Below are 25,410 nucleotides of genomic sequence, written 5' to 3'. Positions count from 1 at the left end.
GTCTTAGCCTTCCTTACCCTTTCCAGCCTCGGGAGCATTGCCTTCGGCCTGGATGGGATGGACTTCGCCGGTGGCGTCGTCCACAGTCATTTCCTTGGTGTTGACGGGCTGTCCAGGTCTTACGAACTGGGAGCCGTCAACGATGATCTTGTCGCCGTCGCTCAGGCCTCCATCGACCAGCCAGGAGTTGCCGATGCTCTTGCGTACGGACAGCACCCGCTGGGCAACCTTGCCGTCCTTTTCAACGGTCAGGGCTATGGGCTCACCCTTGGTGTTCCGGCTCACGGCGCGTTGCGGCACCAGATAGCAGTTGTTTACCAGGCCGTCGCTGACGATGGCCCGGACATACATGCCGGGCAGCAGCAGCCTGTCGGGGTTCGGGAATTCGGCACGCAGAGTATAGGTGCCGGTTCCCTCGTCCACCTTGGCCTCGGAGAATTCCAGCTTGCCGGGGTAAGGATAGATGGTGCCGTTTTCAAGCTTGAGCTGCACGGTCATGGTCGGCCCGACGGTGATGCGTCCGGCTGCAATGGCCTGGCGCACGGTCAGGTAGCTGGAACTGGACTGGGTGAGGTCCACGTTGATGGGATCCATCTGGCGAATGGTGGTCAGAGCCGAACTCTGATTGGCCGTGACCAGCGCGCCCGGAGTCAGCTCGGACTTTTCGATGCGGCCGCTGATGGGTGCCTTGATATCCGTGTAGTCCAGATTGATTTTGGCGGTCTGAACCTCTGCCCGGGCCGAAGCCACGGCGGCAAGGTCGGACTCGTACACGGACTTGGCATCCTCGTAGTCCTGGTTGCTGATCGCCTTGTGCTGGATCAGTTCGGAGTAGCGCTTGGCCTTGCTGGCGGAGCTGGGCAGAGAGGCTTCCGCCTTTTTCAGGGCGGCCAGGGCGCTGTTGTAGGCAGCCCGGTACGGGGCGGGATCAATGCGGTACAGCACGTCGCCCGCATTGACCTCGCTGCCTTCGCGGAAGAGCCGCTCCAGGACGATGCCGTCCACCTGGGGGCGAACGACGGCCACGGTGGCGGACGTGGTCCGACCGGGCAGTTCCGTGGTCAGCGGCACGGACTGGGGGTGCATGACGATCACGCCGACCTCTACCGGGGTAGGCTTGGCCTTGGCCTCGGAGGCCTTTTCCCCGCAGCCGGACAGTGCGAAAAGCACCAGCAGGCAGGCAAGCGCGAGCAATCCGGCGGCCGGGTTGCGCCGGCTGGGAGAGATGCGGGACGTTTTTGAAATTTCATTGTTCAGCAATGCTGATTCCTCCTTGACGCCCAAAAGTGGCGTCATTTATGGTACTCGCCAGTACCTTTATTTACGGTTTGTCCGGTAGTCAATCCCGTGTTTGTAAAAAAATGTTAAAAAATGGAGTTGCGCAATGGAGGTCGAGACCAAAACGAAAAGGGGCCGACCCAAGACAATGACCGACGAGGCCCGACGTGCGATGATCGTGGCCGAAGCGGAAAAATTGTTTGTCGCACAAGGATTTTGCGGGACGGGAACAGGACAGATTGCCACCCGTTGCAAGATGTCCAAGCGGACGATGTACAGGCTTTTCCCCGGTAAGTTGGAGTTGTTTACGGCCGTGGTGGAAAGCCACAGGATGCGAATGATGGATTTTGGTGACGGCCATGACAGTCTACCTCTAGATCAGGCTCTTGCCAAGATATTCATGATTGATCTGGACCAGCACGCCTATGAGGTCCGGGCCTCCTTTCTACGCGCCGCAAATGTGGATTCGCTGCAATGCCCGGAACTGCGAAATATCCTCCGCCGTCACGGCGGGGAGAAAAATCGTGCCGACCTGAGCGCATGGCTGACGCGCCAGTGTAGAAACGGAAGGCTGGTCATAAAAGACGTGAACAGCGCTTCCCAGATGTTGATGGATATGCTCACCGGTTCCGTCATTTTTGACGCCTTGGGTGGATTCAGCTGGGGCAGTCCCGATGAACGCGTTGCCCATTTCCGTCAGTGTATTGATATTTTCCTAAAAGGTGCACTTCCGGATCGCCCTGTTTCCGCTCCATCCCATTGATAGGAGACAAGCGGGTTTGTCGCATCACCTTCCTTGGCCGTTGCCTTTCCCCGGCCGTCGTATCATGATGCAACCATGAAGCGTTCTGTCTCCCCGGAGTCCGCTTCCATGACCATCCTGCCGTTTCTCGGCGGGGTGAATATGCTGCGGGCTCGTTACGTCACCCAGAATTTTTCCCGGCATTTTCATGAGGGATATGCCGTGGGCTGCATTGTGGACGGTGCCATGCGCTTTCGCTACCAAGGCGAGAACATAGTGGCCCCGCGCGGGCAGATCAATCTGGTGGTGCCGGGCGAGCCGCACGACGGCCACGCCGCGGACGCATCGGGCTGGGCCTACCGGATGTTCTACCTGCCGCCGGGCGCTCTGCTGGAGGCTGCCGCCGCAGTGCTGCCCCGGCCGGACCTGCCTCATTTCCGTGCCGGGGTCATCGACGACCCGGCGCTGGCAGGATGCATCTGCCGGACACATGCCATACTGGAGCGGCCCGAGACTTCCGCGCTGGAAAAGGAAACCCGGTTGCTGTGGCTGCTGACCCACTGGATTTCCCGCCATGCCGTGGGCCGGGGTTCTCTGCCCCGCACGGGGCGCGAGCATCGGGCGGTGGCCCGGGCCACGGAGTGCCTGTGGGACCGGTTTGCCGAGGACCTGCCGCTTTCGGAACTGGCGCGCGAGGCAGGACTTTCCCCGTTTCATCTGGCCCGCGTCTTCGAGCAGGGTATGGGCATTACGCCCCACGCCTATCTGACGCAGGTGCGGGTGGAGCAGGCCCGGGCACGGCTCGCCGGGCCGGATAGGCTGGCGGACATCGCCCTTGATTGCGGGTTTGCCGACCAGGCGCATCTGACCCGGCTCTTTAAGCGGCATGTGGGTGTTACACCCGGACAATACCGCAAGATGCTTCAAAACAACTGACCCCGAGTCGGACTAGGGTGCGGCCATGTTCGCATCCATATTGCCTTATATATACCTGTCGTCGGCCATGGTTTTGGTCGGCAGTTCGGTGGTGGCCGGAAAGATCATGGTCGCCGAGCTGCCCGTGCATCTGGCCTCTGCCCTGCGGTTTGCCCTTGCCCTGGCCATCCTCGTCCCGCTGTTGCGCCTGCGCGAGGGCGGTCTGCCGCGCATTTCACTCCGCTCCTGGTTGCTGATGGGGTTACAGTCCCTGTGCGGCTCGTTCCTGTTCACGGTGTTTCTGCTGCATGGCCTGGAGTGGACCGGACCAGCCTCGGCCGGAGTCATTACCGCCACCACTCCGGCCTGCATGGGAATCGTGGCCTGGCTATTCCTGCGCGACAAGCCCACGCTCCGCATCGGGGTGGGCATCCTGCTCTCGGTGCTCGGCGTGGCTGCGGTCAATGTGGGAAGCTTGACGGGGCAAGCGGAAGCCGTTGTCGGCGGTGGGCCTTTGGCGGGCAATCTGTTCGTGCTCGGGGCCGTGTTTTTCGAATCCCTGTTTCTGCTTCTGCGAAAGACCGTGCCGGAACCACTTTCCCCGCTGGCCGTATCCACGATCATCTCCTTTTTCGGTCTGCTCTGGTTCCTGCCGGGCGGGGTCGCCGAGGCCTGCTCGATGCACTTTTCAGACGTGAGTTCCGTGGGCTGGCTGACCGTGGCCTACTACGGGGTATTTGTCACCGTGCTGGCCTACCTGTTCTGGTTCGCGGGCATCGTCCGGGTGGCCGCATCCACTGCCGGAGTCTTTACGGCGGTCATGCCGGTTTCCGCCCTTATATTGTCCGCCTTGGTGCTCGATGAACCGGTGGGATGGCCGCAGATTGCGGGGTGCGGACTGGTTCTCGGGTCCATTTTATTGCTTTCCGGCGGCCGGGCAAAGTAAGGTATCGGTTGACACGCTGCGAGAACGAAGGATAATAACACCGCTCCAGAGCGACGGGCCAGTAGCTCAGTTGGCAGAGCCACCGGCTCATAACCGGTCGGTCCCAGGTTCGAATCCTGGTTGGCCCACCATGGAATATGGGAGGCTCCGGCAGATGTCGGAGCCTCTTTCCTCTTTACCGCACGAAATGCTTTCCGATTTGGCTGCGGAGGCTCTGCCTTGCGTTTTATCCATATTAGTAGTATGTAATTCGACCCACAAGCGGATAGGTGGTCCGGGAATGATCTTCCGGCCCATGGCGGCATTTGCGCCGTTCCGCCAACTCCCCGAACGGGAGCAGTGATTGCAGACGATAGATGCACTTTTTTACGCAGCTGTCCTGAAGTTTCCCGCAAAGGCCGATGGCCGGGTTACAGAAGAGGAATTTCGATGCTCCCGCAGGGGATACCCTACGGGAGCATTCTCTTTCCGTTAGGAGTGGGTAAGCGTATGAAAATACAGGATATTTTAACATTACTTCGCAGTCTCGCACCAGAGGAAAACCAAAGCTCCTGGGATAATTCCGGGGTGCAGGTGGCCGGTGTGGCGGAAGAGACGGCAAAGGTGGCGGTCTGCCTGGAGCCCACGCCGGAGATGGTGGAACGCTGTCTTGAGTGGGGCGCGGGCGTGGTTGTTACCCACCACCCGCTGTACATGAAACCCAAGCCGCTTTCGGCCGAGGGCATGTTTCTGGATGTCGTCCGGCTGACGGTGGGACGTGGTGCATGGCTGTACGCGGCCCATACCTCGCTCGATACCCGGCCCGGTGGCCCGGCCTTCTGGCTGGGGCAGGAGCTTGGGCTGGTCGCGTCCCGGCTGCTGGAGCCGGAGCATCGCCGTACTCCCATCGAGGCGTCGTTTTTCTGCGAAAAGCCCATTGATCGCGCCACGGCGACTATCTGGGCCGATAATCCGCGTATTCATTCGGTGTCTCAGACCCAGGCGGGCGAGGTCCGCATTGTCTGCGATGAAGCAGGGTGGTCCGATATTGCCGGTTCCATAGAATTTTCCCTCGGCACCCGGCCCCTTTTCTACCTGCGTCCGATGACGGCGCCGGTGGATGTGGTCGGATTCGGGGAAGTGGGCGAACTGCCCAAGCCCATGGAATTTGAGGCCTTTGCCGCCCGGCTGGCCGAATTGACAGGGCTTTCCGGATTTTCCGTTGCCGGTCCCAAACCGGATACAGTGGCCAAGGTCGCCTACTGCGGTGGTTCCGGCGCATCCTTGGTGGATGCCGCCGCCGATGCCGGGGCTGACGTCTTCGTCACCGGAGACATGAAATATCACCCGGCCGTGGAGGCACGGACCTGTGTGGTCGACGTTGGGCATTTTGCCTATGAAGAAGAGATGATGCGCCGTTTCGCCGGAGAACTCTCCGCGGCCCTGGCCGATGCCGAGGTGGCGTTTTTTACGGGCACGAACCCGTTTTGGCGATACGAAGCCGAGTAACCAACGCGCCTTGCGCATATTTCAAATGGAGACAATGAGGTAACCATGTACGAAAAACAGATTGAACAGCTGATCATCCTGCAGCAGGTGGATGATGAAATCCTTGTTCTTCGCGAAGAGGCCGAGAAGGCTCCCATGGAGTTGGCTAAACTTGAAGGGAAGATGGCCGAGCATGACGAGCGCCAGTCCCAGATTAAGGAACGCGTGGACCTGTTGAAGGAACAGAAGAAAAGACTTGCCGACGAGATTGAGGAAGATGCGGGCAAGATCAAGAAGTCCAAGAATAAGCTGATGCTGGTGGGCAACACCAAGGAATATCACGCCATGATGCGCGAGATGGATTCCCTGGAAAAGCTGAACCGGATGCGCGAGGACGAGCAGAAGGCCGTTGACGAGGAACTGAACCGCCAGACCGATGCCACGGAAGACCTGAGCAGCGATCTCGGCGAGGTGAAGGAACAGTACGCCGCGCTCAAGGAGACCCTGGACGCGCGCCTGGAGGAAGCCGAGAAGAAGCTGGCCTCCCTGGACCGCAAGCGCAAGAAGGCGTGTAAGGTCGTACCCCCGCCCATCCTCGGCCGTTACGAATTCATTCGCTCCCGCATGGAAAACCCGGTCATCGTCCCGGTTGTGGGCGGCGTGTGCAAGGGCTGCAACATCATGATTCCGCCGCAGGACTACAATGAGTTGCAGAAGGGCAAGCAGATTCTGAGCTGCCCCAACTGCCAGCGTTTGATCTACTGGCAGGAATCCGAGTCCGACGTTGTGGACTAACACTCTCGGCTGGACGTTGCCCCGCCGGGAACTATCTTTTCGGCAAGGCTCCCCGGAATCCGAAATGCCGGATTCCCTGAACTGACAATACGAGGCTGGCGAGAGTGGTGTAGCCGCAAGGCGGATGCTTTGCGCTTTCCGCAGGCGTAGCGGCGCTACGTCGGGAACCTCTGCCAGCTCCCCGGAATCCGAAATGCCGGATTCCCTGAACTGACAATACGAGGCTGGCGAGAGTGGTGTAGCCGCAAGGCGGATGCTTTGCGCTTTCCGCAGGCGTAGCAGCGCTACGTCGAGGAAAAGCGTCAAGCATCCAACGCAGCGGATGCGCCGCTATCGCCAGCCGACCGGACATGAGACATATTTCGGAGTTGGCTGGATTGCCGCTACGTGTAGAGGAAAGTCCGGGCTCCATAGGGCAGGACGCTGGGTAACTCCCAGGGGGAGCGATCCCCGCCACGTGCAACAGAGAGTAGACCGCCTCCGGGTTTCGGCCCGGCGGTAAGGGTGAAAGGGTGGGGTAAGAGCCCACCGGCTGTCGCGGTGACGCGGCAGGCCAGGTGAACTCCGTCCGGAGCAAGACCGAATAGGGCAGCGTTTGAGGCCGGCCCGGCCGAAGCTGTCGGGTAGGTTGCTTGAGGCGTCCGGTAACGGCCGTCCGAGATGAATGGCAGTCACCCCGCAAGGGGAACAGAACCCGGCTTACAGGCCGACTCCGATTATTGTAAACGGTGCGGGAGAGGAGATTCCTTTCCCGCACCGCCCAATAGAGAACTGTATGGAACGATCGCTGAAAAATCCGTGGGGCGTCATCCTGGCCGCAGGGGCGGGCACGCGCCTGGCCGAAGCCGCCGGGGGGCTGCGCAAGCAATTCCTGGAATACCGGGGCGTGCCGCTTTTCTGGCACTCGGCCCGGACTTTCGCGCGCGTGGCCGGAATGCGCGGTTTGGTCTTTGTTTTTCCGCCCGATGTGGCGGACGAGATGGCCAAGCGCGTCCGCCAATATGACAGGAGCGAAAGCCTCGGCCTCAAGTGGGCCGTGTGCGCTGGCGGTGAGCGCCGCCAGGATTCCGTCCGCAACGGCTTGGCTCAATTGCCCAAGGATTGCGACGCGGTGCTGGTCCATGACTCGGCCCGGCCTTTTGTCTCGGCCCGGCTGATCCAGGATTTGCTGGATGCTTTGACTCAGGGCGCAAAGGGCGCCATCCCGGCCGTCGAAGTGACGGATACGGTCAAGCGGGTGCGGGACGGTGCGGTGGCCGAGACCCTGGTCCGGTCCGAACTGCGCGCCGTGCAGACGCCGCAGGCCTTCGAAACCGCCATTTTGCGCGAGGCCCATGAGCGGGCCGTTGCCGAGGGCTGGGAGGTCACGGACGACGCCAGTATGGTCGAGCGTCTGGCCGAAGTGGCGGTGGTCCCCGGCGAGCACGGCAACGTCAAGATCACGACCCCGGAGGATTTGACTCGGCTCGAAGAGGCCAAAGTCACAATCCCCTGCGTGGGGTGGGGCTATGATGTCCACCGCTTCGGCGGTACGGGCGACCGGCCCATGCGGCTTGGCGGCGTGCCCATTCCAGGCGGCCCGGAGATCGTGGCTCATTCCGACGGTGATGTGCTGCTGCACGCCCTGGCCGATGCGGTGCTCGGCACCTTCGGCGGCGGCGACATCGGCAGGCATTTCCCGGATACCGATGCGAAATTTTCCGGCGCGGACAGTGCCGTGCTGTTCAAGGAAGTCCTGCTGATGGCCGAGGCCGCGGGCGTGCACATTGTGCAGGCGGACCTGACGGTCGTCACCCAGGTTCCCCGGCTGTCCCCCCACGCGGACCAGATAGCCAAGAATGTCTGCCGCTTGCTCGGGCTGGAGTCCAGCCGTGTCAATTTCAAGGCCACCACCGAGGAAAAACTCGGATTCACAGGGGAAAAGAGGGGCATCAAAGCCGTGGCGTCGGTCACGGGTCTGAGGGAGCTGTAGCGTGCGCGCGTTGAAGAAATTTCTGCTCTCTTTCGTGGTTTTCCTGGTCGTGTGCGGCTTGGGCCTCAAATGGTACGTGAATTATGAGGTGAACCGCGAACTGCGTCGGGCCGTTGCCGAGGTAGATGGGCTGGCATTGCAGTGGGACGGTCTGTCCGTCTCCATCCTGCACCCGGCCGTGACTCTGGAGGGCGTGGCCGGAGTTCTGCCCACGGGCGACAGCTTCACGGCGGATCAGATTCGCGTCACCTCGTTTGATCAGCGCAATACCATCCCGCATTATGCGACGGCCGAGGCCATTGGCGTGCGCATGGATCAGGCCCCGGGGCTGCACCACTGGTGGCCGGGACTGGCCAAGCCGGTGGAAGGGCAGGAGAATCCATGCAATCTTTCGTTGGATTATACTTATGATCCCGGCAACAAGAAGCTGATGATAAAGAAGGCCAGCATGGAGTCCTCCGAACTGGGGCGGATCGAGCTGGCCTGCACCCTGACCGGTCTCGACCTGGCCGATCCACGACCCGAGCAAATCGTCGGGCTGCGCATAGCCGGGGCAAAAGTCCGGTTTATCGAAGGTGCGCTGGTGGAGTCCATGCTGCGTGATACGGCCTGTGCCCTTAACTCGGATACGGAGCAGGTGCGCTGCCAGATTTGCGACGAACTGACGGCCCTGGCCGACTATGCGGACGGCAACCAGAACCCGGAAGCCGCTGACGCCCTGCGCGGGTTCGAGCAGTTTGTACGCAAACCGCGTGTCGTCACCATCACGGCCCGGCCGGATGAGCCTGTCCCGGTGCCGTATTTTTTCATGGGCCGGGATCTGTGCGACAACATCCGGTTGCTCAACCTTTCAGTGACGACGGAAGAAAAGGTAGAATTGGATCAAAATTCCATTAAATCAAATTAATAGAGATGGAGCATTTTAATGAGACTCTATAACACGCTACACCGCAAGAAGCAGGAATTCACTCCCCTGAACGATAACCGGGTCAATATGTACGTGTGCGGCATTACCGCCTACGATCTCTGCCATATCGGCCATGCGCGCTCCAGTGTGGTCTTCGACGTGCTTTACCGCTATCTGGAGCACAAGGGGTACGACGTCAATTTCATCCGCAACTTCACTGACGTGGACGACAAGATCATCAAGCGCGCCGCCGAGGTGGGCAAGGAATCTTCGGCCATTGCCGAAAAGTTCATCGGTGAATTCTATGTGGATATGGACCGCCTCGCCATCAAGCGTCCCACCGTGGAGCCCAAGTGCACCGAGCATATCCCGGAGATGATCAAGCTCACCCAGGAGCTTATCGAAAAGGACCACGCCTACGCCACGCCGTCCGGCGATGTCTACTTCAAGGTCCGTTCCTTTGAAGGCTACGGCAAGCTCTCCGGCCGTAATATCGACGAGTTGGAATCCGGGGCGCGGATCGAGCCCGGCGAGGAAAAGCAGGACCCCCTTGATTTCGCCCTGTGGAAGGCTGCCAAGCCCGGTGAGCCGTCCTGGGAATCCCCGTGGGGCCTGGGCCGTCCCGGCTGGCATTTGGAGTGCTCCGCCATGAGCGAAAAGTACGCCGATCTGCCCCTGGACATCCATGGCGGCGGACAAGACCTTTCCTTCCCGCACCACGAGAATGAAATCGCCCAGTCCGAAGCCGCCACGGGCAAGCCCTTTGCCAATTTTTGGGTGCACAACGGTTTTGTCCAGATCAACTCCGAGAAGATGTCCAAGTCGCTTGGCAACTTCTTCACCATCCGCGATATTCTGGACAAATTTCTGCCTGAGACCCTGCGCTACTTCCTGCTGACCATGCACTACCGTAGCCCGCTCGACTTCTCCTTCGATGCCCTCGAAGAAGCGGAAAAGGGCGTGCGTCGCATCTATGCCGCGCTGGCGCAGGTGGATGTGGAGCTGGCCAAGACTTCCTGGAAGAAGTCTCCGTTCCCGGAAGAAATTCCGGCCGAACTCGAAACCCTGGTCGCCAGCTTCACCGAGGCCATGGAAGATGATCTCAACACCGCCGGTGCTTTGGGGCACATCTTCTCCGCCGTGCGTCTCGCCGGTCGGGTCTGCGAGGACAAGAACCTGCGCAAGTCCGAAGATGCCAAGACCTTCTTCCTGCGTTTCAAGGAAGCCTTCAAGGAATGGGGGACCATCCTCGGCATCTTTGAGCAGGAACCCTCCGCCTTCCTGACCGAGTTGCGCGACAATCGCGCCGCCCGCGCCGGTATCGACCCGGCCAAGGTGCAGGAGCTGCTGGATGCCCGCCAGACCGCGCGCAAGGACAAGGACTTCGCCAAGTCCGATGCCATTCGCGACGAGCTTCTCTCCATGAACGTCGAGGTCAAGGACACCCCCCAGGGCGCGACCTGGGACGTTGCCTAGCACCCGGCGCACGAACCAAATCAACAAGCCCCCGCATGATCCGTCATGCGGGGGCTTTGTGTTTGGTCTGAAGGGTGGTGGTAGGGGGGAGGAGGCCTCCGGCGGCGCTTGCCAGCGGGGCCGCCTCGCCGGCGGGGCGTCTCCGACGGCCAGGGCGCTGCCCTGGACCTGCCAAGGGCCGAGGGCCCTTGGATCCCCGGTCCGCTGCGCGGGGTAGGAGTTTGCGGGTTGGGAGTTGGTTGGCTGAGGGGGAGGCTGGGCCAGGCTATGCGGCGTCCGTAAATCTTTGTCGATACCGCTTTCCGCCCTGCCGGGACGGAAAGTGGCATCGACAAATCTTCACGGACAGTAGCCCCCGCCGAGTGGGCTGGTGGGAGGAGCTTGAGGGGGGGCATGTCGGCGGGTTGGAAAAGGGGTGTAGTTGGGGAAATTGAGTTGGGTTTGGTTCTTTGAAAAAAAGCTTCGGTTTGGGACGAAAAAAGTGGCGGATGGTGTTTGGGTGAGCCGCAGGAAATCCTATCCACTTTTTTCGGCGCAAACCGTTAACCGGGACGGAGGGGCAGGGCCGTCTGTCCTTGCAGGCATGAGCAGGCTGCCGAGCTACGCGAAAGCGGCAAATGGATTCTCAAGGCCATAGCCTTGAGCAGGTCCAGGGCGGCGCCCTGGTCCCGCCGAAGGCGACCCCCGGTAGGGGTGCCGGAGGCTTCCCTTTTGCCCAAAAAACAGCCCCGCAACCTTTCGGATGCGGGGCTGTGGTTGTTTCGGCCGGATGGTCGGTTACTTACCGGTCAGGACTTTGCCGACCTTGGTCAGGGCGTCCGTGAGAGTGTTGTCATCCACAGCGTAGGAGAAGCGGATGCACTTGTCGTCGCCGAAGGCGGAGCCGGGCACCAGGGCGACGCCGGCCTGCTCCAGGATTTTGGTACACATGGCGGCGGAATCCGGGGCGTCGTTGGTGAAGAACTTGTTGAGCACCGGGAAGAGGTAGAAGGCGCCGTCGGGCTTGGGACAGGGAGCGCCCCAGCCGTTGGTGATGATGTCGTAGGCGAGGTCGCGCCGACGGGCAAAGGACTGCTTCATTTCGTCCACGATGTCCCAGGACCCGTTGAGAGCGGCCAGCGCGGCTTTCTGGGTGATGGAGTTGATGTTGGAGGTGGACTGTCCCTGGATCTTGGACATGGCCTTTATCAGGTCCTCGTGTGCCAGGGCGCTGCCCACGCGCCAGCCGGTCATGCAAAAGGACTTGGAGAGAGCTCCGACAATGGCGATGGTCTCGGGATGAGCTTCCCAGGTCTTGGCCAGGGATACCGACTCGAACGGGGCGTAGACCAGCCGGTCGTAGACCTCGTCGGCGATGATGAAGATATTGTTTTTGCGCGCCCAGGCAGCGATATCCTCAAGCTGGGCGGCGGTGTAGCAGCAGCCCGTGGGATTGGAGGGCGAGTTGAGAATGAGCATGGTGGTCTTGTCCGTGCGCGCGGCTTCCAGGGCATCGACAGTAGCCAGATAGCCCTGCTCGGCAGTGGTGGGCACAAAGACGGAGACGCCTTCCGCAAGCTGGACCATGGCCGGGTAGGAGACCCAGTAGGGCGAGGGGATGAGCACCTCGTCGCCGGGGTTCACCAGGGCCAGGAGCAGGTTGTAGAGCACCTGCTTGCCGCCGTTGCTGAGGATGGTGTTGTCGCCGGATGCTTCGGCTCCGTAAAATTTTTTGTAATATCCGGCCACGGCGGCGCGCAGCTCGGGAATGCCGGGAACCGGGGTGTATCGGGTGAACCCTTCGTCCAGGGCGGCCTTGGCTGCCTGGCAGACGTGGTTGGGTGTGCCGAAATCGGGTTGTCCTACTGCCAGGGAAATGATCTCGCGACCGGCCGCGCGCATTTCTTGCGCCTTGGTGTTGATGGCGAGGGTTGCGGACGGCTGGATTCGTGCAAGACGTTCGGAAATCTTCATGAGCCTGCTCTCAATTGTTGTTGGTTGGACGCTTCTCGCCCCATAGACCAAAAGACGGCGGAGGTAAATCGCTTTTGGCCGTGTGAGGAAAAAAGTTGTGGGATTGTTCTGTTTCAGTGAGTGAATTCAGGCGAGTGGGACCCTTGTCTGACAAAGGGATAAGGGGAATTCGGAGCTTTATAATTTTCTTCGGCTGTTTGTCGCAAAGTCGAAAGTGCGGTATGCGTTAAATTCCCTTCGCCGCGTCGTGCGTATGGAAGGGGTCAAAGGGAGCGTGCCGTTGCAGATCGTCCGTCGAGTCTCTTTGCTTATTGCCTTAGCTGTTTGCCTCGCAGCGGGGCCGCGTGTTTTGGCTTCGGGTGAAATCCTTACGGAGGATGTGGAACCCATTTCGATAAGTATTGCGGAGCGGGCGTGGCTGGCCGCGCACTCGGATATGCGTCTGGGGATGTGGATGGGGTCGCCTCCGGTCATGTATCGGGGCGACGATGGTTTGTTGCAGGGGCTGGTGCCAACCTATGTTGATCTGGTGACGGCCAAGCTGGGCATCCGCCCCCGGCGCGTCCGAGCCTCCGGGCTGACTGCCATGAACGGATTGGCCACGGCGCGTGAAGTGGATATGGTGGCGGCCCTGCCTACCCGACGTGTCAATTCCGAGAACATGGTCCTGTCCGATCCCTATATTTTTCTGCCCATTGTTGTCGTCACACGGGGAGACCACCGGTTTGTAGACGGCTTGTCCGACCTGACCGGAGCTGTGGTTGCCGTGCCCCGGGAGGGTGTCTCGGTGCAGCGGCTGGAGGAGGATTACCCGGAACTGAAAGTCCGGGCAGTCGATGATCTTGCCGAGGCCATGCTGGCGTTGAAGGACAGGGAAGCGGACGCGCTGGTGGCACCCAAACCCGCCGTCACCTTTCTGGCCGAACAGTTGGGCATCGTGGATATTCGCATCGCAGCCATTACCGAGTATTCTCACTCCCTGGCCATGGGCGTGCGGCGCGACTGGCCGGTGTTGGTCGATCTGGTCAATCGTGCGTTGGCGTCCATTTCCGTGGAGGAACGAAAGGCGATCGAAGACTACTGGGTCGTTCTGCGCCAGGGCCGTTGGGTGCCCCAGCCCAAGGTCTGGGAAATGGTCGGGGCGGTGGCGCTGGTGGCCGGAGTGGTGTTGTGCGGCATGTTATTCTGGATGTTTCGCCTGTTCCGGGAGGTGCGGCTGGGGAAACGGAATGAGATGGCGTTGCAGCAGTCCTATGAGGCGACCCGGCAGATTCTCGAATCTGCGGATGTTGTCATCGTCGGTCTGGACTATGAGGGACGGGTGTGCCTGTTCAACCGGGCAGGGGAGGCGACCACGGGCTATTCCCGGGAAGAGCTGGAGGGGAAGAACTGGTTCGATACCGTGGTGCCGAGGGAACGGTATCTTTTTGTCTGGGACGAATTCAACCGTTTGATGCGGGAGGGGATGAAGTCCCGGTCCGAAACCTTTGAATCGCCCATAGTGACCAAGGACGGTGAGGTGCGACAGATATTGTGGCGCAACTCCTCCATTGGTTCCCTGCACGGCAATGGGGCGAAAATCCTTTCGTTCGGCACGGATATCACGCATCGGCTGGAGGCGGAGGAGGAACTGCGCCTCACGCAGTTTGCCATGGACAACGCGGCACTCGGCATTTTGCGCATCCAGCCATCCGGCAACGTGGCCTATGCCAACCGGACCGCTGCCAAACTGCTTGGAAAATACCGTAGCCAGTTGCGGGGCATGCCTTTGAAAATGCTCGGCACGTTTCCTGGCATGGACCCTTGGCCGCCGTTCTGGGCCCGCCTGGTCCAGGCGCAGGAACTCGAACTGGAGGCGGAACTGGAGGGGGACCGTGTCACACCGCTGGTGGTGGAACTTCGCCTGCACCACTTCCGCTACAAGGGGGCGGAACAAGCCATTTGTTTCATCTCGGACATTGCGGAGCGCAAGCGGGTGGATCAACTGCGTGCCGATGTGGATCGGATGATGCGTCATGACCTCCGCTCGCCCACCCTGGCCGTGCAGACCATGCTTTTGCTGCTCGAACGTCGGGGCGAGCTGACGGTCAAGCAGCGGGAGCTGCTGGACATCGCTTCCGGGGCGAGCAAGCGGATGCTGGGAATAATTGACCTCTCCCGGGCACTGTACCGGATGGAGCAGGGCATATATGAACCGAACCCCGTATACATGGACCTGCTGACCGTGGTCTCTTCCGTTGCCGAGGAACTGGGGCCGCTGCTGCGGTCGCGTCGGGTCACCCTGGATGTGCATGTGGGCGGACGGCCCGTCGGACAGCGCACTGCCTTTGCCATTCGCTCCGAGGAACTGCCCTGTTATGCCCTGCTGCTCAACCTGATCAAGAACGCGGTGGAGGCATCTCCCGAAGACAATGTGGTGACCTTGAACCTCAAGACAGCAGAGCACCATATCATAACGGTCCACAACCAGGGCGTGATTCCGGAATCCATCCGGGACGTGTTTTTCGATAAATACGTTACCTCGGGCAAACGGAACGGGACCGGGCTCGGTACCTATACGGCCCGACTCATCGCCACATCACTCGGTGGTGACATATCCTTCTTTTCGTCATGGGAACAGGGCACGACTCTGACCGTGACCCTCCCACTTTTGCGTGAGACTGATTCCTAGATAGACTCATTTTGTATTGTCAATCAGGACAAGGGGTTGCCCCGTTTTTCCTTTGAAAAGGCAATTTAGGCTGGCTTTTCAGGTTCTGTCTGTGTAGTCTAGACATTCTCTAGCGCCATCGTGCAAGATGGACTGATTGTATAATTTACTCCCAATATTTCAATGTGTTAAAAGAGGTTGCCGTATGCCGCAATTCAAGATGCCTGCCCGTTTGCCAGAACCGATCATTAACGAAAACGCCAAGATAGTCCTGCAGAGGCGGTACCTGCGCAAGGACACCGAAGGCGTTGCCTACGAGACACCCAAGGAACTGTTCTGGCGGGTGGCTTCGGCCATTGCCGAGGAAGAGGAGAAGTACAAGGATTCCTCCTACAAGCCCGCCGCTCTGGCGCGCGAGTTCTATGACCTGATGACTTCATACCGCTTTCTGCCCAACTCGCCCACGCTGATGAACGCGGGCACCGGCCTGGGCCAGCTGGCGGCCTGTTTCGTCCTGCCTGTGGGCGACTCCATCGAGGATATTTTCGACGCGGTGAAGCACGCGGCCATGATCCACAAGTCCGGCGGCGGCACGGGCTTTTCCTTTTCACGGCTGCGGGCCAAGGATTCCGTGGTCGGCTCCACCGGCGGCGTGGCTTCCGGCCCTCTCTCCTTCCTGCGCATCTTCAACTGCGCCACCGAGCAGATCAAGCAGGGCGGCACCCGGCGCGGGGCCAACATGGGCATCCTGCGCGTGGATCACCCGGACATCATGGAATTCATCAAGGCCAAGGAGCGGGACGGCGAGCTGAACAACTTCAACCTCTCCGTGGGACTGACCGAAAACTTCATGCGCGCGGTGGAGAAGAAAGAGGACTACGACCTCGTCGCCCCCAATAGCGGCAAGGCAATCGCCTCCCTCAATGCACGCGAGGTCTTCAACCTGCTGGTGCACAAGGCGTGGGAATCCGGCGACCCGGGCATTGTCTTCCTGGACCGCATCAATCGCGACAATCCCACCCCCAAGCAGGGCGAGATAGAATCCACCAATCCTTGCGGCGAGCAGCCGCTGCTGCCCTACGAAGCCTGCAACCTTGGCTCCATCAACCTCGGCACCTGCTATGCCAAGGGGCAGAACGGCCATGACGGCGAGATCAACTGGGAAGAACTGAAACGGATCATCCATCTTTCGGTCCGCTTCCTGGACAACGTCATCGACGCCTCCATCTACCCCCTGCCGCAGATCACCGAGACCGTGGGCAAGAACCGCAAGATCGGTCTGGGCGTCATGGGCTGGGCCGACCTGCTCTACCAGCTGCGCATTCCCTACAACTCCCAGACCGCCGTGGACCTGGGCGAGCGCATCATGAAGTTCGTCCACGACGAGGCCCGCAGCGCCTCCAAGGTGCTGGCGGCGGAACGCGGTGCCTTCCCGGCCTATGCGGAGTCCATCTTCGGCGACGCCAACCTCGGACCCTACCGCAACGCCACGACCACGACCATTGCGCCCACCGGCACGCTCTCCATCATTGCGGGCTGTTCCTCCGGTGTCGAGCCGCTCTTCGCCCTCAGCTTTGTCCGCAATGTCATGGACAACGACAAGCTTGTGGAGACCAACCCGTTCTTCGAGGCCGCGCTGAAAGAGGCTGACGCCTATTCCCCCAGCCTGATGGAGAAGATCGCCAAGGTCGGCACCATCCGCAAGATGGACCATCTGCCCGAGGAAATCCGCACGGTCTACGTCACTGCCATGGATATCGAGCCTATCTGGCACCTCAAGATGCAGGCCTCTTTCCAGAAATTCACCGACAACGCCGTGTCCAAGACCGTCAACCTGCCGAACTCGGCCACTAAGGAAGACATCTGGGACATCTACTGGAAGGCCTATGAATACGGCTGCAAGGGCGTGACCGTCTACCGTGACGGCTCCAAGACCTCCCAGGTGCTCTGCACCGGCGACGGCGACAAGAAAAAGGACGCTGCCAAGGCGGGTGGTTCCGTGGTCAAGGGACGTCCCGACGTCATCTACGGCTTTACCCAGAAGATCCCCACCGGCCTGGGGATGCTCTTCCTTACCGTCAACGAGATGGACAACAAGCCGTTCGAGGTCTTCGCCACCATCGGCAAGTCCGGCGGTTCCATCACGGCCAAGGCCGAAGCCATCGGCCGCCTCGTCTCCCTGGCCCTGCGCTCCGGCGTGGAGGTGCGGGAGATCGTCCAGCAACTCAAGGGTATCGGCGGCGAGAATCCCAAGTTCATGAAAAAGCATCTGGTCAAGTCCATCCCGGACGCCATTGCCTATGTGTTCGAGTCCCGCTACCTGCAGGGCGAGCACATCGACGGCGAAGTGGCCTCGCTCAACCGCGAACTCTGCCCGGAATGCGGCGAGCCCCTCGTTTTCGAGGAAGGCTGCCACATCTGCAAGTCCTGCGCGTATACCAAGTGCGGCTAGCTCCGCGCCCAGCGAAATGAGAAAGGCCGCTCCCGATAAACGGGGGCGGCCTTTTTATGTTGGTATCGGATTTTGCCGGTTCAGCGATCGACGCGTCCCATCATCTTTTCATTCACCTCCCGCAGGATGGCGATGGATTTCTTGAAGGCGTCCAGCTCGTCGTCCTCCAGATGGTAGGTGACCAGCTCCTTGATGCCGTTGCGGGTGATGACGGCCGGGACTCCGGCATAGACGTCGGTTTCGTCATACTCGCCGTTGAGCATGACCGAGGCGGGCATGACGATGTTCTCATCCTTGATGATCGCCTTGATCATCCTGGCGGCCACCGAGGCGATGCCGTAGGCCGTCGATCCCTTGGCCTTGACTATCCTGTAGGCGATCTGACTGGTTTCCTTCAGCACCTGGGCCGGGTCCACCCCCTTGAGCCGTTCCGCGTTGTCCTCGAGAATCTGGTGAAACTGCTTGGCTCCCACCGTCACCCGGCTCCAGGGAATCATCTGGGAGTCTCCGTGCTCGCCCATGCAGACCGCCTCCACGCTGCGCGGGTCCACCTCCATGGTTTCGGCCAGGAAGTATCTGAGCCGGGCGGAATCCAGGGAGGTGCCCGTGCCGATGACATGGCTGGAGGGCAGGCCGGACAGCTTGTGCGTCAGGTAGCTCAGGGCGTCCACCGGGTTGGTGATGACGATGAAGATGCCGGAAAAGCCGCTCTTCATCACCTGGGGGACGATGTCCGCCAGCATGGCGGTCGCCTTGTCCACCATATCCAGCCGGGTAAAGCCCTCGGCATAGGGGGCGGCCACGGCCAGCACCACGATATCGGCGTCCGCGCAGTCCGCGTATTTTCCGGCACGGATGCGCATCCGGGTTTCGGAAAATCCCAGGGAGTGTTTCAGGTCTTCCGCCTCCCCCCAGGCTGTGTCAGGGTTGCGGTTGATCAGCACCAGCTCGTCGCAGGTGTTGCCGATGGTCAGATGATGTGCCAGTGCGCGGCCGACATTGCCCATGCCGATTATTGCCAGCTTGCTTCTGCATAATGCCATGTATTCGTCTCGTCTTAATTCCGTTCTGGTTGTTGCTTTGCTGGTCGTCTACCGGTTCTCCAACCGGCAGACCTGGCTGTAGTAGGCGCAGGCGTGGCCCATGTCCGTGGGCTGGGATGCGATGACCACATTGGGCACGCGGCCGAATTTCATCCAGCCGGAGCGGCGGAACAGCACCACGTCCGGGTGCAGGGTTTCGTCAAAGCGGACGAGGACCCGCATGGCTCCCAGCGGGGTGACGAGGTAGGTGTCCTCCTCCGGGGCCACGCCGTCGCAGGCCTGGCTGGCTGGGGAGATGAGCACTTCGGGATAGCCCGCCTGATCCGCTTCCGGCACCTGGGACTGGAGGTACTTGCCGTCCACCAGGGAGAGAAGCTGGAGTGGGTAGTCCGGGTTACGCTCCGGTTCGGCCGAGAGTTCCTCGGGGAACCGGTACAGGCCGTCCAGGTGGCCGAAGTGCAGGTCGGCAAAGGCGATGGGCGGATGGTTCGCCTTGACGAATCCACGCGAGCGCAGCTCATCCAGGGAAATGCCGGACTTCTTGAGTCCCTCGCGCAGGCAGTCGTCCTGCTCGGGCAGGCGGACGGGTTGTTCGAGGCGCAGGCCGAGGTCGGTGAGGAAGTCGAAGTCCACGCGCACGTCGCCGCGCGGCTGCACGGCCTGGGCGCAGTGATTGACGTAGTTGTGCAGACAGGAGCCGATGACGTCCTCGCGCTCGAACATGAGGGCCGGGGGCAGGATGACGTCCGCGAGCAGGGCGGTGTCGGTCATGAAGCAGTCCTGGCAGACCACGAAGGGGCGGCGGAAGGCGTCGGCCACGGCCAGGGAATCCGGATTCTGGTTGATGACGTTGGTGCCGTCCACCCAGATGAAGTCAATGGGCGGATCGGCGCGGCGAATCTCTTCTGCCAGATCGTGAATAAGGAGCGTGCGGCGGTCGGCGTGGGCGTCGAATCCGTCCACGAGGTGCCCCCAGGAATCGAAATTCCGGGCGGAAGATATATTGTAGTAGGCCCCGCCGCCGGGCTGGCCCACGTTGCCGGATATCATGGCCAGGGCATTGATGAAGCGGACGTTCTGGCCTCCGAAGGTATAACGTTGCAGCCCCCAGCCGATGAGGGTGGCGGCGTTGCCGGTGTCCGCGTACCAGTCGTAGAGCATTTCCACGTCGTCGGTGGAGACCTGACAGGCGGCGCAGAGGTCTTTCAGCTTCAGTCCGTCCACCAGGCCGCGCAGGGCGGGCCAGTTGGCGGTGCGGGTCAGCACCCAGGGGTTGAGATCGCCCGCTTCCAGGTAGAGCTTGAGCACGGCGGCGGCCAGGAAACGGTCCGTGCCGGGCTTGATGCGGATGATCTCGTCCGAGTACTCGGCCATGGCGTCACCGCCGGGTGAGATGGAGAGGACCTCGGTGCCGTTCTTGCGCGCCCGCCTGACGATATCCAGCATGTGGATGGAGGAGCGTTCCATATCGCGTCCCCAGTTGATGATGCGCGAGGCGTTCAGCAGGTCCTCCGGCTCGTTCTGGTGCAGCACGCCGAAGTCGCGGATGGAGGCGGCAATGCCGGTCTCGTCGCAGACCGAGCCATAGGTGCCGGTGGCTCCCAGGGCCTGGAAGAAGACCGTGCTGGCCATGGCCAGGATGCCCCGGTAGCCGTATCCATGAATGTGCAGCATGGATTCGGGAACGGTCCGGGCCGCATTGATGCGGGTGGCCACCAGATTCAGGGCCTCGTCCCAGCCCGCTTCGCGGAACCCTTCTCCCACGCGGATCAGCGGTGTGGTGATGCGTTCCTCCGCATCGATGCGGTCAAAGTAATTTCTGCCCTTGCGGCAGCACAGACCACGGGTGAAGGGATGGTCCGGGTTGCCCTTGACGGTCCGTTTTTCCCTGTCCACCACAAGGGAACAGGAATCGCCGCAGTCCATGCTGCAAGCCGCTATTGTCATGATCATCTCTCCGGTTGCGGGGCGGGCCCCGTCTTATTGTTCAAGCGTCCGGTTTTGTTCCCGGTGCTGTTTTCTGTTTGCCGTCATCAGATCGTCCGCGTCGTTCCATACGGTGCGGACCACGTCCCGAAATTCGCGCAGCGGGGAATTGTAGCCGCCCCCTGCGGCGTAGGAAAGGCAGAGCGGGACCTGGAGGGTGTCCGGCCAGAGCACGGCCCGTCCCTTTTCGGTCAGCTTGTTGGCGTCGTACTCGCGCAGCACGGCCACGCCCACGCCCTCGGCCACCAGTTCGCGCATGATGTTTTCGTCCTGCGTCTGTTCCACCTGGTTCGGCTCAACGCCATGCGCGGACATGCGTTCGCGCACGGCCAGATGGAACGGGCAGCCCCTAAACGAGTGAATCCACGGCAGGGCGGCCAGCCCTTTCCAGTCGCCCGGCTCCACTTCCTTTGCCCATTTGACCGGGATGGCGATGCGCAGGATCACGGGTGCCACATATTCATCGTAGATACCTTCCTCGCCCCACATGCCGAAACGGAAACCCGCGTTCATTTCGCCCGAGCGCAGGGCGTCCGCAGTGTATCGGCTTTGGGAGACGATGAAGGAGAGTTGGGCATCCTGCATGGCCGTGCGCATCCGGCGCGAGAGTTCGGCCATGCGCAGAAAGGCGGGGTCGGTGTTCAGCCCGACGATCAGCCGTGTGGATTCCGCGCTCTTGAGGGTGGCGGCGCGGGTCTGGAATTCCTCCATGGCCCGGATGGCCGACCGGGCGTAGGGGAGCAGCGCCTCGCCCTCGCTGGTCAGGGCCATGCCTCTGGCCCGTCGTTCGAAGAGGGGAAATTCCAGTTCCTCCTCCAGCTGTTTGATCTGCCCGCTCAGGGCGGACTGGCTCAGAAACAGGGTCTCGGCCGCCCGCGTCAGGTTGCCTTCAAAGGCAACGGCCAAAAAGCACTCCAGCTTGCGCAGGTCCATGTTCCCTCCTGCCGAGCCTTCGGTGAAACCGAACGCTCCATCTGAGATTTTCAATTGGATTTTCCGAGCTTGTTGCATGATAGATCGTATAAATCAAGAAAAGGACACTCCATGAGCCAACGGAAAATCGGAACCATGCCTTTGGTTTTTATGATGACGGGCGCCGTGCTCGGGTCCGGGATAATCATCCTGCCGCCTCTGGCGCTGGAGAGCGCCGGACCATGGGCGCTGGTCGGTTGGGCGCTCATCGCCTGTTTCGGTCTGGCGTTCGCCTATGTTTTCGCTCATGTGGGGACGCTGTTTCCCGGAGAGGGCGGGGCGTCCAATGCGGTGGAGCGGGCCTTCGGCCCTGCGGCCAAGCGGCTGGCGGCCTTCACCTTCACGGGCGCCATCCTGTTCGGTCCGGCTGCGGTCATGTTGACTATCGTGGACTATCTGCCGCCCGGATTGCGGCCCAGTTCGCCCTCCGGTCCCTACGTGGCCGCCGGGTGCGTGCAGGTTGTCTGCGCCCTGTTGCTGGCAAGCGGTTTGCGCAATGTGGGGCGCGCGTCCATGCTCCTTTCCTCCACTGCCACGGTGCTGTTGTTGGCCGGGGCTTCCGTTACTTTGCTCTTTCATGCCGGACCGGTCCAGCCGTTGCCGTCTTTCAATGCGGGAGCCATGGGCTACACGCTCCTGCTCCTGTTCTTCGCCGTGGTCGGCTGGGAAGTGGTGGGCAACTATGGGGCCGAGGTGGAGGACCCGCAACGGACCGTGCCGCGCGCGGCCGTGCTGGCGGCGACGGTCATTGCCCTGGTTTTTCTGGCCGTTGGCGCGGCCATGCAATACGGCGTTTTCCCGGCTGATGCCGCGCCGGGCGTCGGGGCGTTGCTCCAGCCGGTCTTTGGTCCGGCCGCCTCGTTTGTCACCAGTGGTATTGTCATCGCCCTCTGCGTGATTACCTATCTGGTCGTGGTCGGCGGCGTAGTCCGTCTGGTCGGCCACTTGGCACAGGAAGGCGCGCTTCCCGCCATTCTGGACCGGCGCAACCGATGCGGTGTCCCGTGGATAGCCGTGACCGGGTACACCGTGATCCACCTCTTTGAAATTTATCTGGCTTCGCGGCATATCCTGGAGCTGGATGTAGTGGTGGCCGTGGCCGACGGATTTTTCCTGACCAATGCGCTGTTGTGTGCCTTGGCGGCGGTAAAGCTCTTCCCACGCTTCCTGCCCCGGCTGGTGGCCGGGGTACTTGGCCTGGGGCTGGCCGTAGTGCTCTCCCGTTCCCACTGGCCGGTGCTGGCGGCCATTGCACTGATGGGCGTGTTCTCGCTGTGGCAGGCAAGGCGCAGGCTGCGGAAGGCTCCCGCACTTGACAACATCACGGTTTCCATCAAGGATTCCGGTACGCGGCAATAAGCGCCGCATGACAACAAATATTATTCCATGGAGAAAATAATGACCCTTTTCGGCACTCCCGTTCCCTTTTACAAGATGCAGGGTTGCGGCAACGATTTCATCGTCATCGACAACCGCGAGCGCAAGATTCCCGTGGCCGACATGGAGCAGTGGGCGAAAAAGGTCTGTGCCCGTGCCTTCGGCGTTTATGGTGACGGCATTTTTTTCCTTGAGGAGAGCGACGATCCCGCGCTTGCCTACCGTTGGCATTTCTACAACAGCGACGGTTCCCGCGCCGAGATGTGCGGCAATGCCTCGCGTTGCGCCGGGCGTCTGGCCCATGCCATCGGGCTGGCACCGGCAGAGCATGTCTTCGGCACCGACGCCGGACCCATCAAGGCCAAGGTACTGACCGAAGGCGAGGACGCCGGACGGGTCAAGGTCCAGCTCACCCCGCCCACCGGCATCGAGACCGACATCGAACTGACCGTGGACGGCAAGCCGCTCACCGCGCATTTTGCCAATACCGGCGTACCCCATGTCGTGGTGTTCGTGGACGATGTGAAGGCCGTGGACATCATGGATATGGGTCCCAAGCTGCGTTACCACGAGCGGTTCGCGCCTGCCGGAACCAACGTCAACTTCGCCCAGGTGGTGGATGACTCGACCATGCTGCTGCGCACCTATGAGCGCGGTGTGGAGGGCGAGACTTTTGCCTGTGGCACCGGCGCGTCGGCCACGCAGTTGCTGGCCCACAAGCTGGGGCTGACCGGCCCGGCGGCGACGCTGACCACCACGGCCGGCGAGCAGCTCAAGGTTTTTGTCGAGGGCGACAACCTGTTCCTGCAAGGTGCTGCCGAACTGACCTTCAAGGGCGAATTGTACCTTGAGGCGATGGGGTTGAAGTAGGCTGACGCTGCGAATTTGAAATTCGGGAAAGGCCGCCTCAGTGATGGGGTGGCCTTTCTTTTTTTTGTTTGAGGGGGAGAGAGGCAGAGAGCCGGGTTTGAAGCCTGCGGCTTCAAAATCCCTCCAATGCCCTTCGCGGGCGGCGGTTCTTTTTGCTGGGCCAAAAAGAACCAAAAAGGCCCTTGGGTGTAGCTTTGCCGCCTACGTGTTACGCCGGAAGCATCCGATCCAAGCGGGACGGCTCCATCCTTTGAAAAGTATAGTACCGTTTCTCCCTGTTGGTGTCGGGATTACCACCAACTTACCGGGTGGCTTACGGGAGCCGCCTTACCCGCTTGGTCGGCTGCTAACCGCCGAAACACAGGGCTGGTCTCAGCGAATTAACAACAACACCTTTCGGGACCGGACGGTTGTCTTCAGGACCTTCTTTTGCGGATAATCACGCTGTTGCTTGCCTTAATGGCGCATAGCTAAGCTGCTTCGAAGAAGCCCTGTGGGGACGCGGCTTAGAAGCTGACCAAACGGCCGGAGCGAATCTTCGCGGCCCGGCGGTTTTGAGCTTCCCGCCTTGGGACGCGGGAGCGCAGGCCGTTTGGATCAGATTCTTTGCCCGTCACCGGGGCGGTGGGCATGGTACCTCAAGAGCGCTTTTTGGTTACTTTTGGGCGCTCTGGTCCAAAAGTAACTCGCACCTTTAGGGTGCGAAACCCTCTGAAATAAATCCCGCCGGAGGCGGCTCAACTTCTGCCTTTTTGTCTTTCTCTTATGTTTTTATCTTTGATTTCCCAGAAGCAGAGATCCGGGTTTGAAGCCTGCGGCTTCAAAGTCCCCTCCATGCCCTGCGCGGGCGGCGGTTCTTTTTGCTGGGCCAAAAAGAACGAAAAAGGCCCTTGGGAGTAGCTTTGCCGCCTGCGTGTTTCGCCGGAAGCAGCCGATCCAAGCGGGACGGCTCCATCTCAGGAAAAGTATAGTGCCGTTCCTCCGCGAATAGATCGAGGTTGCCACCCTCCGTCCTGGTGGCTTACGGGAGCCGCCTTACCCGCTTGGTCGGTTGCTAACCGCCGAAACACAGGGCTGGTCTCTGCGAATTAACTGTGACGCCCTCCGGGACCGGACGGTTGTCTTCGGAGACTTCTTTTGCGGATATTCAGATTTCTGCTTGCCGCAGCGGCGCATAGCTAAGCTGCTTCGAAAAAGCCCTGTGGGGACGCGGCTTAGAAGCTGACCAAACGGCCGGAGCGAATCTTCGCGGCCTGGCGGTTTTGAGCTTCCCGCCTTGGGACGCGGGAGCGCAGGCCGTTTGGATCAGATTCTTTGCCCGTCACCGGGGCGGTGGGCATGGCACCCCAAGAGCGCTTTTTGGTTACTTTTGGGCGCTCTGGTCCAAAAGTAACTCGCACCTTTAGGGTGCGAAACACTCTGAAATAAATCCCGCCGGAGGCGGCTCCACTTCTGCCTTTTTGTCTTTCTCTTATGTTTTTATCTTTGATTTCCCAGAAGCAGAGAGCCGGGTTTGAAGCCTGCGGCTTCAAAATGCCCTCCAATTGCCCTGCGCGGGCGGCGGTTCTTTTTGCTGGGCCAAAAAGAACGAAAAAGGCCCTTGGGAGTA

18 protein-coding genes, 1 tRNA gene and 1 other RNA gene are annotated in these 25,410 nt (G+C 60.9%); 14 read left to right on the top strand and 6 right to left on the bottom strand.

Features of this window, described 5'->3' with window-relative positions; genetic code table 11:
• Positions 1–3 precede the first annotated feature (3 nt).
• The gene (locus ACI0FG_RS14180) at positions 4–1,296 is read right to left on the bottom strand and encodes an efflux RND transporter periplasmic adaptor subunit (RefSeq protein ID WP_419785653.1); all 1,293 of its coding nucleotides are present in this window, start codon (positions 1,294–1,296) and stop codon (positions 4–6) included.
• 88 nt (positions 1,297–1,384) lie between these two features.
• Here ACI0FG_RS14180 and ACI0FG_RS14175 point away from each other — a divergent pair, with 88 nt between their 5' ends.
• From ACI0FG_RS14175 to cysS, 10 genes are all read left to right on the top strand, one after another.
• A complete protein-coding gene (locus ACI0FG_RS14175; RefSeq protein WP_419785652.1) occupies positions 1,385–2,041 on the top strand; it encodes a TetR/AcrR family transcriptional regulator in 657 nt (218 codons plus the stop codon).
• A gap of 75 nt (positions 2,042–2,116) precedes the next feature.
• Positions 2,117–2,956, top strand: coding sequence for an AraC family transcriptional regulator (locus ACI0FG_RS14170; protein ID WP_419785651.1), 840 nt, complete (start codon positions 2,117–2,119; stop codon positions 2,954–2,956).
• A 25-nt stretch (positions 2,957–2,981) separates the two neighbouring features.
• Positions 2,982–3,881 carry a DMT family transporter gene (locus ACI0FG_RS14165; protein ID WP_419785650.1) on the top strand — a complete coding sequence of 300 codons (900 nt, stop codon included), beginning with the start codon at positions 2,982–2,984 and terminating at the stop codon, positions 3,879–3,881.
• 55 nt (positions 3,882–3,936) lie between these two features.
• Positions 3,937–4,012: transfer RNA gene (locus ACI0FG_RS14160), tRNA-Ile, on the top strand.
• Between the two features lie 358 nt (positions 4,013–4,370).
• Positions 4,371–5,369, top strand: a complete 999-nt coding sequence (locus ACI0FG_RS14155) for a Nif3-like dinuclear metal center hexameric protein (RefSeq protein ID WP_419785649.1) — start codon at positions 4,371–4,373, stop codon at positions 5,367–5,369.
• A gap of 45 nt (positions 5,370–5,414) precedes the next feature.
• Complete coding sequence (locus ACI0FG_RS14150; protein ID WP_419785648.1) at positions 5,415–6,143, top strand: zinc ribbon domain-containing protein; 729 nt, start codon at positions 5,415–5,417, stop codon at positions 6,141–6,143.
• Between the two features lie 364 nt (positions 6,144–6,507).
• Positions 6,508–6,861: RNase P RNA component class A (gene rnpB / locus ACI0FG_RS14145), an RNA gene on the top strand.
• Between the two features lie 57 nt (positions 6,862–6,918).
• Positions 6,919–8,115 carry a 2-C-methyl-D-erythritol 4-phosphate cytidylyltransferase gene (gene ispD, locus ACI0FG_RS14140; protein ID WP_419785647.1) on the top strand — a complete coding sequence of 399 codons (1,197 nt, stop codon included), beginning with the start codon at positions 6,919–6,921 and terminating at the stop codon, positions 8,113–8,115.
• A gap of 1 nt (position 8,116) precedes the next feature.
• Positions 8,117–9,022 carry a hypothetical protein gene (locus tag ACI0FG_RS14135; RefSeq protein WP_419785646.1) on the top strand — a complete coding sequence of 302 codons (906 nt, stop codon included), beginning with the start codon at positions 8,117–8,119 and terminating at the stop codon, positions 9,020–9,022.
• Positions 9,023–9,040: 18 nt separating this feature from the next.
• Positions 9,041–10,498, top strand: a complete 1,458-nt coding sequence (gene cysS, locus ACI0FG_RS14130) for a cysteine--tRNA ligase (protein ID WP_419785645.1) — start codon at positions 9,041–9,043, stop codon at positions 10,496–10,498.
• Positions 10,499–11,275: 777 nt separating this feature from the next.
• On the opposite strand, the gene ACI0FG_RS14125 is transcribed toward cysS, so the two are convergent.
• Positions 11,276–12,451, bottom strand: coding sequence for a pyridoxal phosphate-dependent aminotransferase (locus ACI0FG_RS14125; protein WP_419785644.1), 1,176 nt, complete (start codon positions 12,449–12,451; stop codon positions 11,276–11,278).
• A gap of 379 nt (positions 12,452–12,830) precedes the next feature.
• On the opposite strand from ACI0FG_RS14125, the gene ACI0FG_RS14120 reads away from it, so the two are divergent.
• Positions 12,831–15,122 carry a PAS domain S-box protein gene (locus ACI0FG_RS14120; protein ID WP_419785643.1) on the top strand — a complete coding sequence of 764 codons (2,292 nt, stop codon included), beginning with the start codon at positions 12,831–12,833 and terminating at the stop codon, positions 15,120–15,122.
• Positions 15,123–15,306: 184 nt separating this feature from the next.
• Entirely contained in the window at positions 15,307–17,553 is a 2,247-nt protein-coding gene (locus ACI0FG_RS14115; RefSeq protein ID WP_419785642.1) for a vitamin B12-dependent ribonucleotide reductase, read from the top strand.
• 80 nt (positions 17,554–17,633) lie between these two features.
• Here the strand turns inward: ACI0FG_RS14115 and ACI0FG_RS14110 are convergent, their stop codons facing one another.
• The 3 genes from ACI0FG_RS14110 to ACI0FG_RS14100 are packed head-to-tail and all read right to left on the bottom strand — an operon-like array spanning position 17,634 to position 21,515.
• Positions 17,634–18,596, bottom strand: coding sequence for an L-lactate dehydrogenase (locus ACI0FG_RS14110; RefSeq protein WP_419785641.1), 963 nt, complete (start codon positions 18,594–18,596; stop codon positions 17,634–17,636).
• Between the two features lie 48 nt (positions 18,597–18,644).
• On the bottom strand, positions 18,645–20,543 hold the full coding sequence (locus ACI0FG_RS14105) for a molybdopterin-dependent oxidoreductase (protein ID WP_419785640.1): 1,899 nt from the start codon (positions 20,541–20,543) through the stop codon (positions 18,645–18,647).
• Between the two features lie 33 nt (positions 20,544–20,576).
• Complete coding sequence (locus tag ACI0FG_RS14100; protein ID WP_419785639.1) at positions 20,577–21,515, bottom strand: LysR family transcriptional regulator; 939 nt, start codon at positions 21,513–21,515, stop codon at positions 20,577–20,579.
• Positions 21,516–21,626: 111 nt separating this feature from the next.
• On the opposite strand from ACI0FG_RS14100, the gene ACI0FG_RS14095 reads away from it, so the two are divergent.
• Positions 21,627–22,913, top strand: a complete 1,287-nt coding sequence (locus ACI0FG_RS14095; protein ID WP_419785638.1) for an APC family permease — start codon at positions 21,627–21,629, stop codon at positions 22,911–22,913.
• Positions 22,914–22,952: 39 nt separating this feature from the next.
• A complete protein-coding gene (dapF, locus tag ACI0FG_RS14090) occupies positions 22,953–23,801 on the top strand; it encodes a diaminopimelate epimerase (RefSeq protein WP_419785637.1) in 849 nt (282 codons plus the stop codon).
• 1,214 nt (positions 23,802–25,015) lie between these two features.
• Here the strand turns inward: dapF and ACI0FG_RS14085 are convergent.
• Positions 25,016–25,333 (bottom strand): hypothetical protein, encoded by a 318-nt coding sequence (locus ACI0FG_RS14085; protein ID WP_419785636.1) that lies wholly within the window; start codon positions 25,331–25,333, stop codon positions 25,016–25,018.
• Between the last annotated feature and the right edge of the window lie 77 nt (positions 25,334–25,410).

The sequence above is a fragment of the Pseudodesulfovibrio sp. 7M6 genome, from assembly GCF_050058625.1.
GTDB classification, from domain to species: Bacteria; Desulfobacterota; Desulfovibrionia; order Desulfovibrionales; family Desulfovibrionaceae; genus Pseudodesulfovibrio; species Pseudodesulfovibrio salinus.
This window is presented reverse-complemented; position numbering and strand designations above follow the sequence as displayed.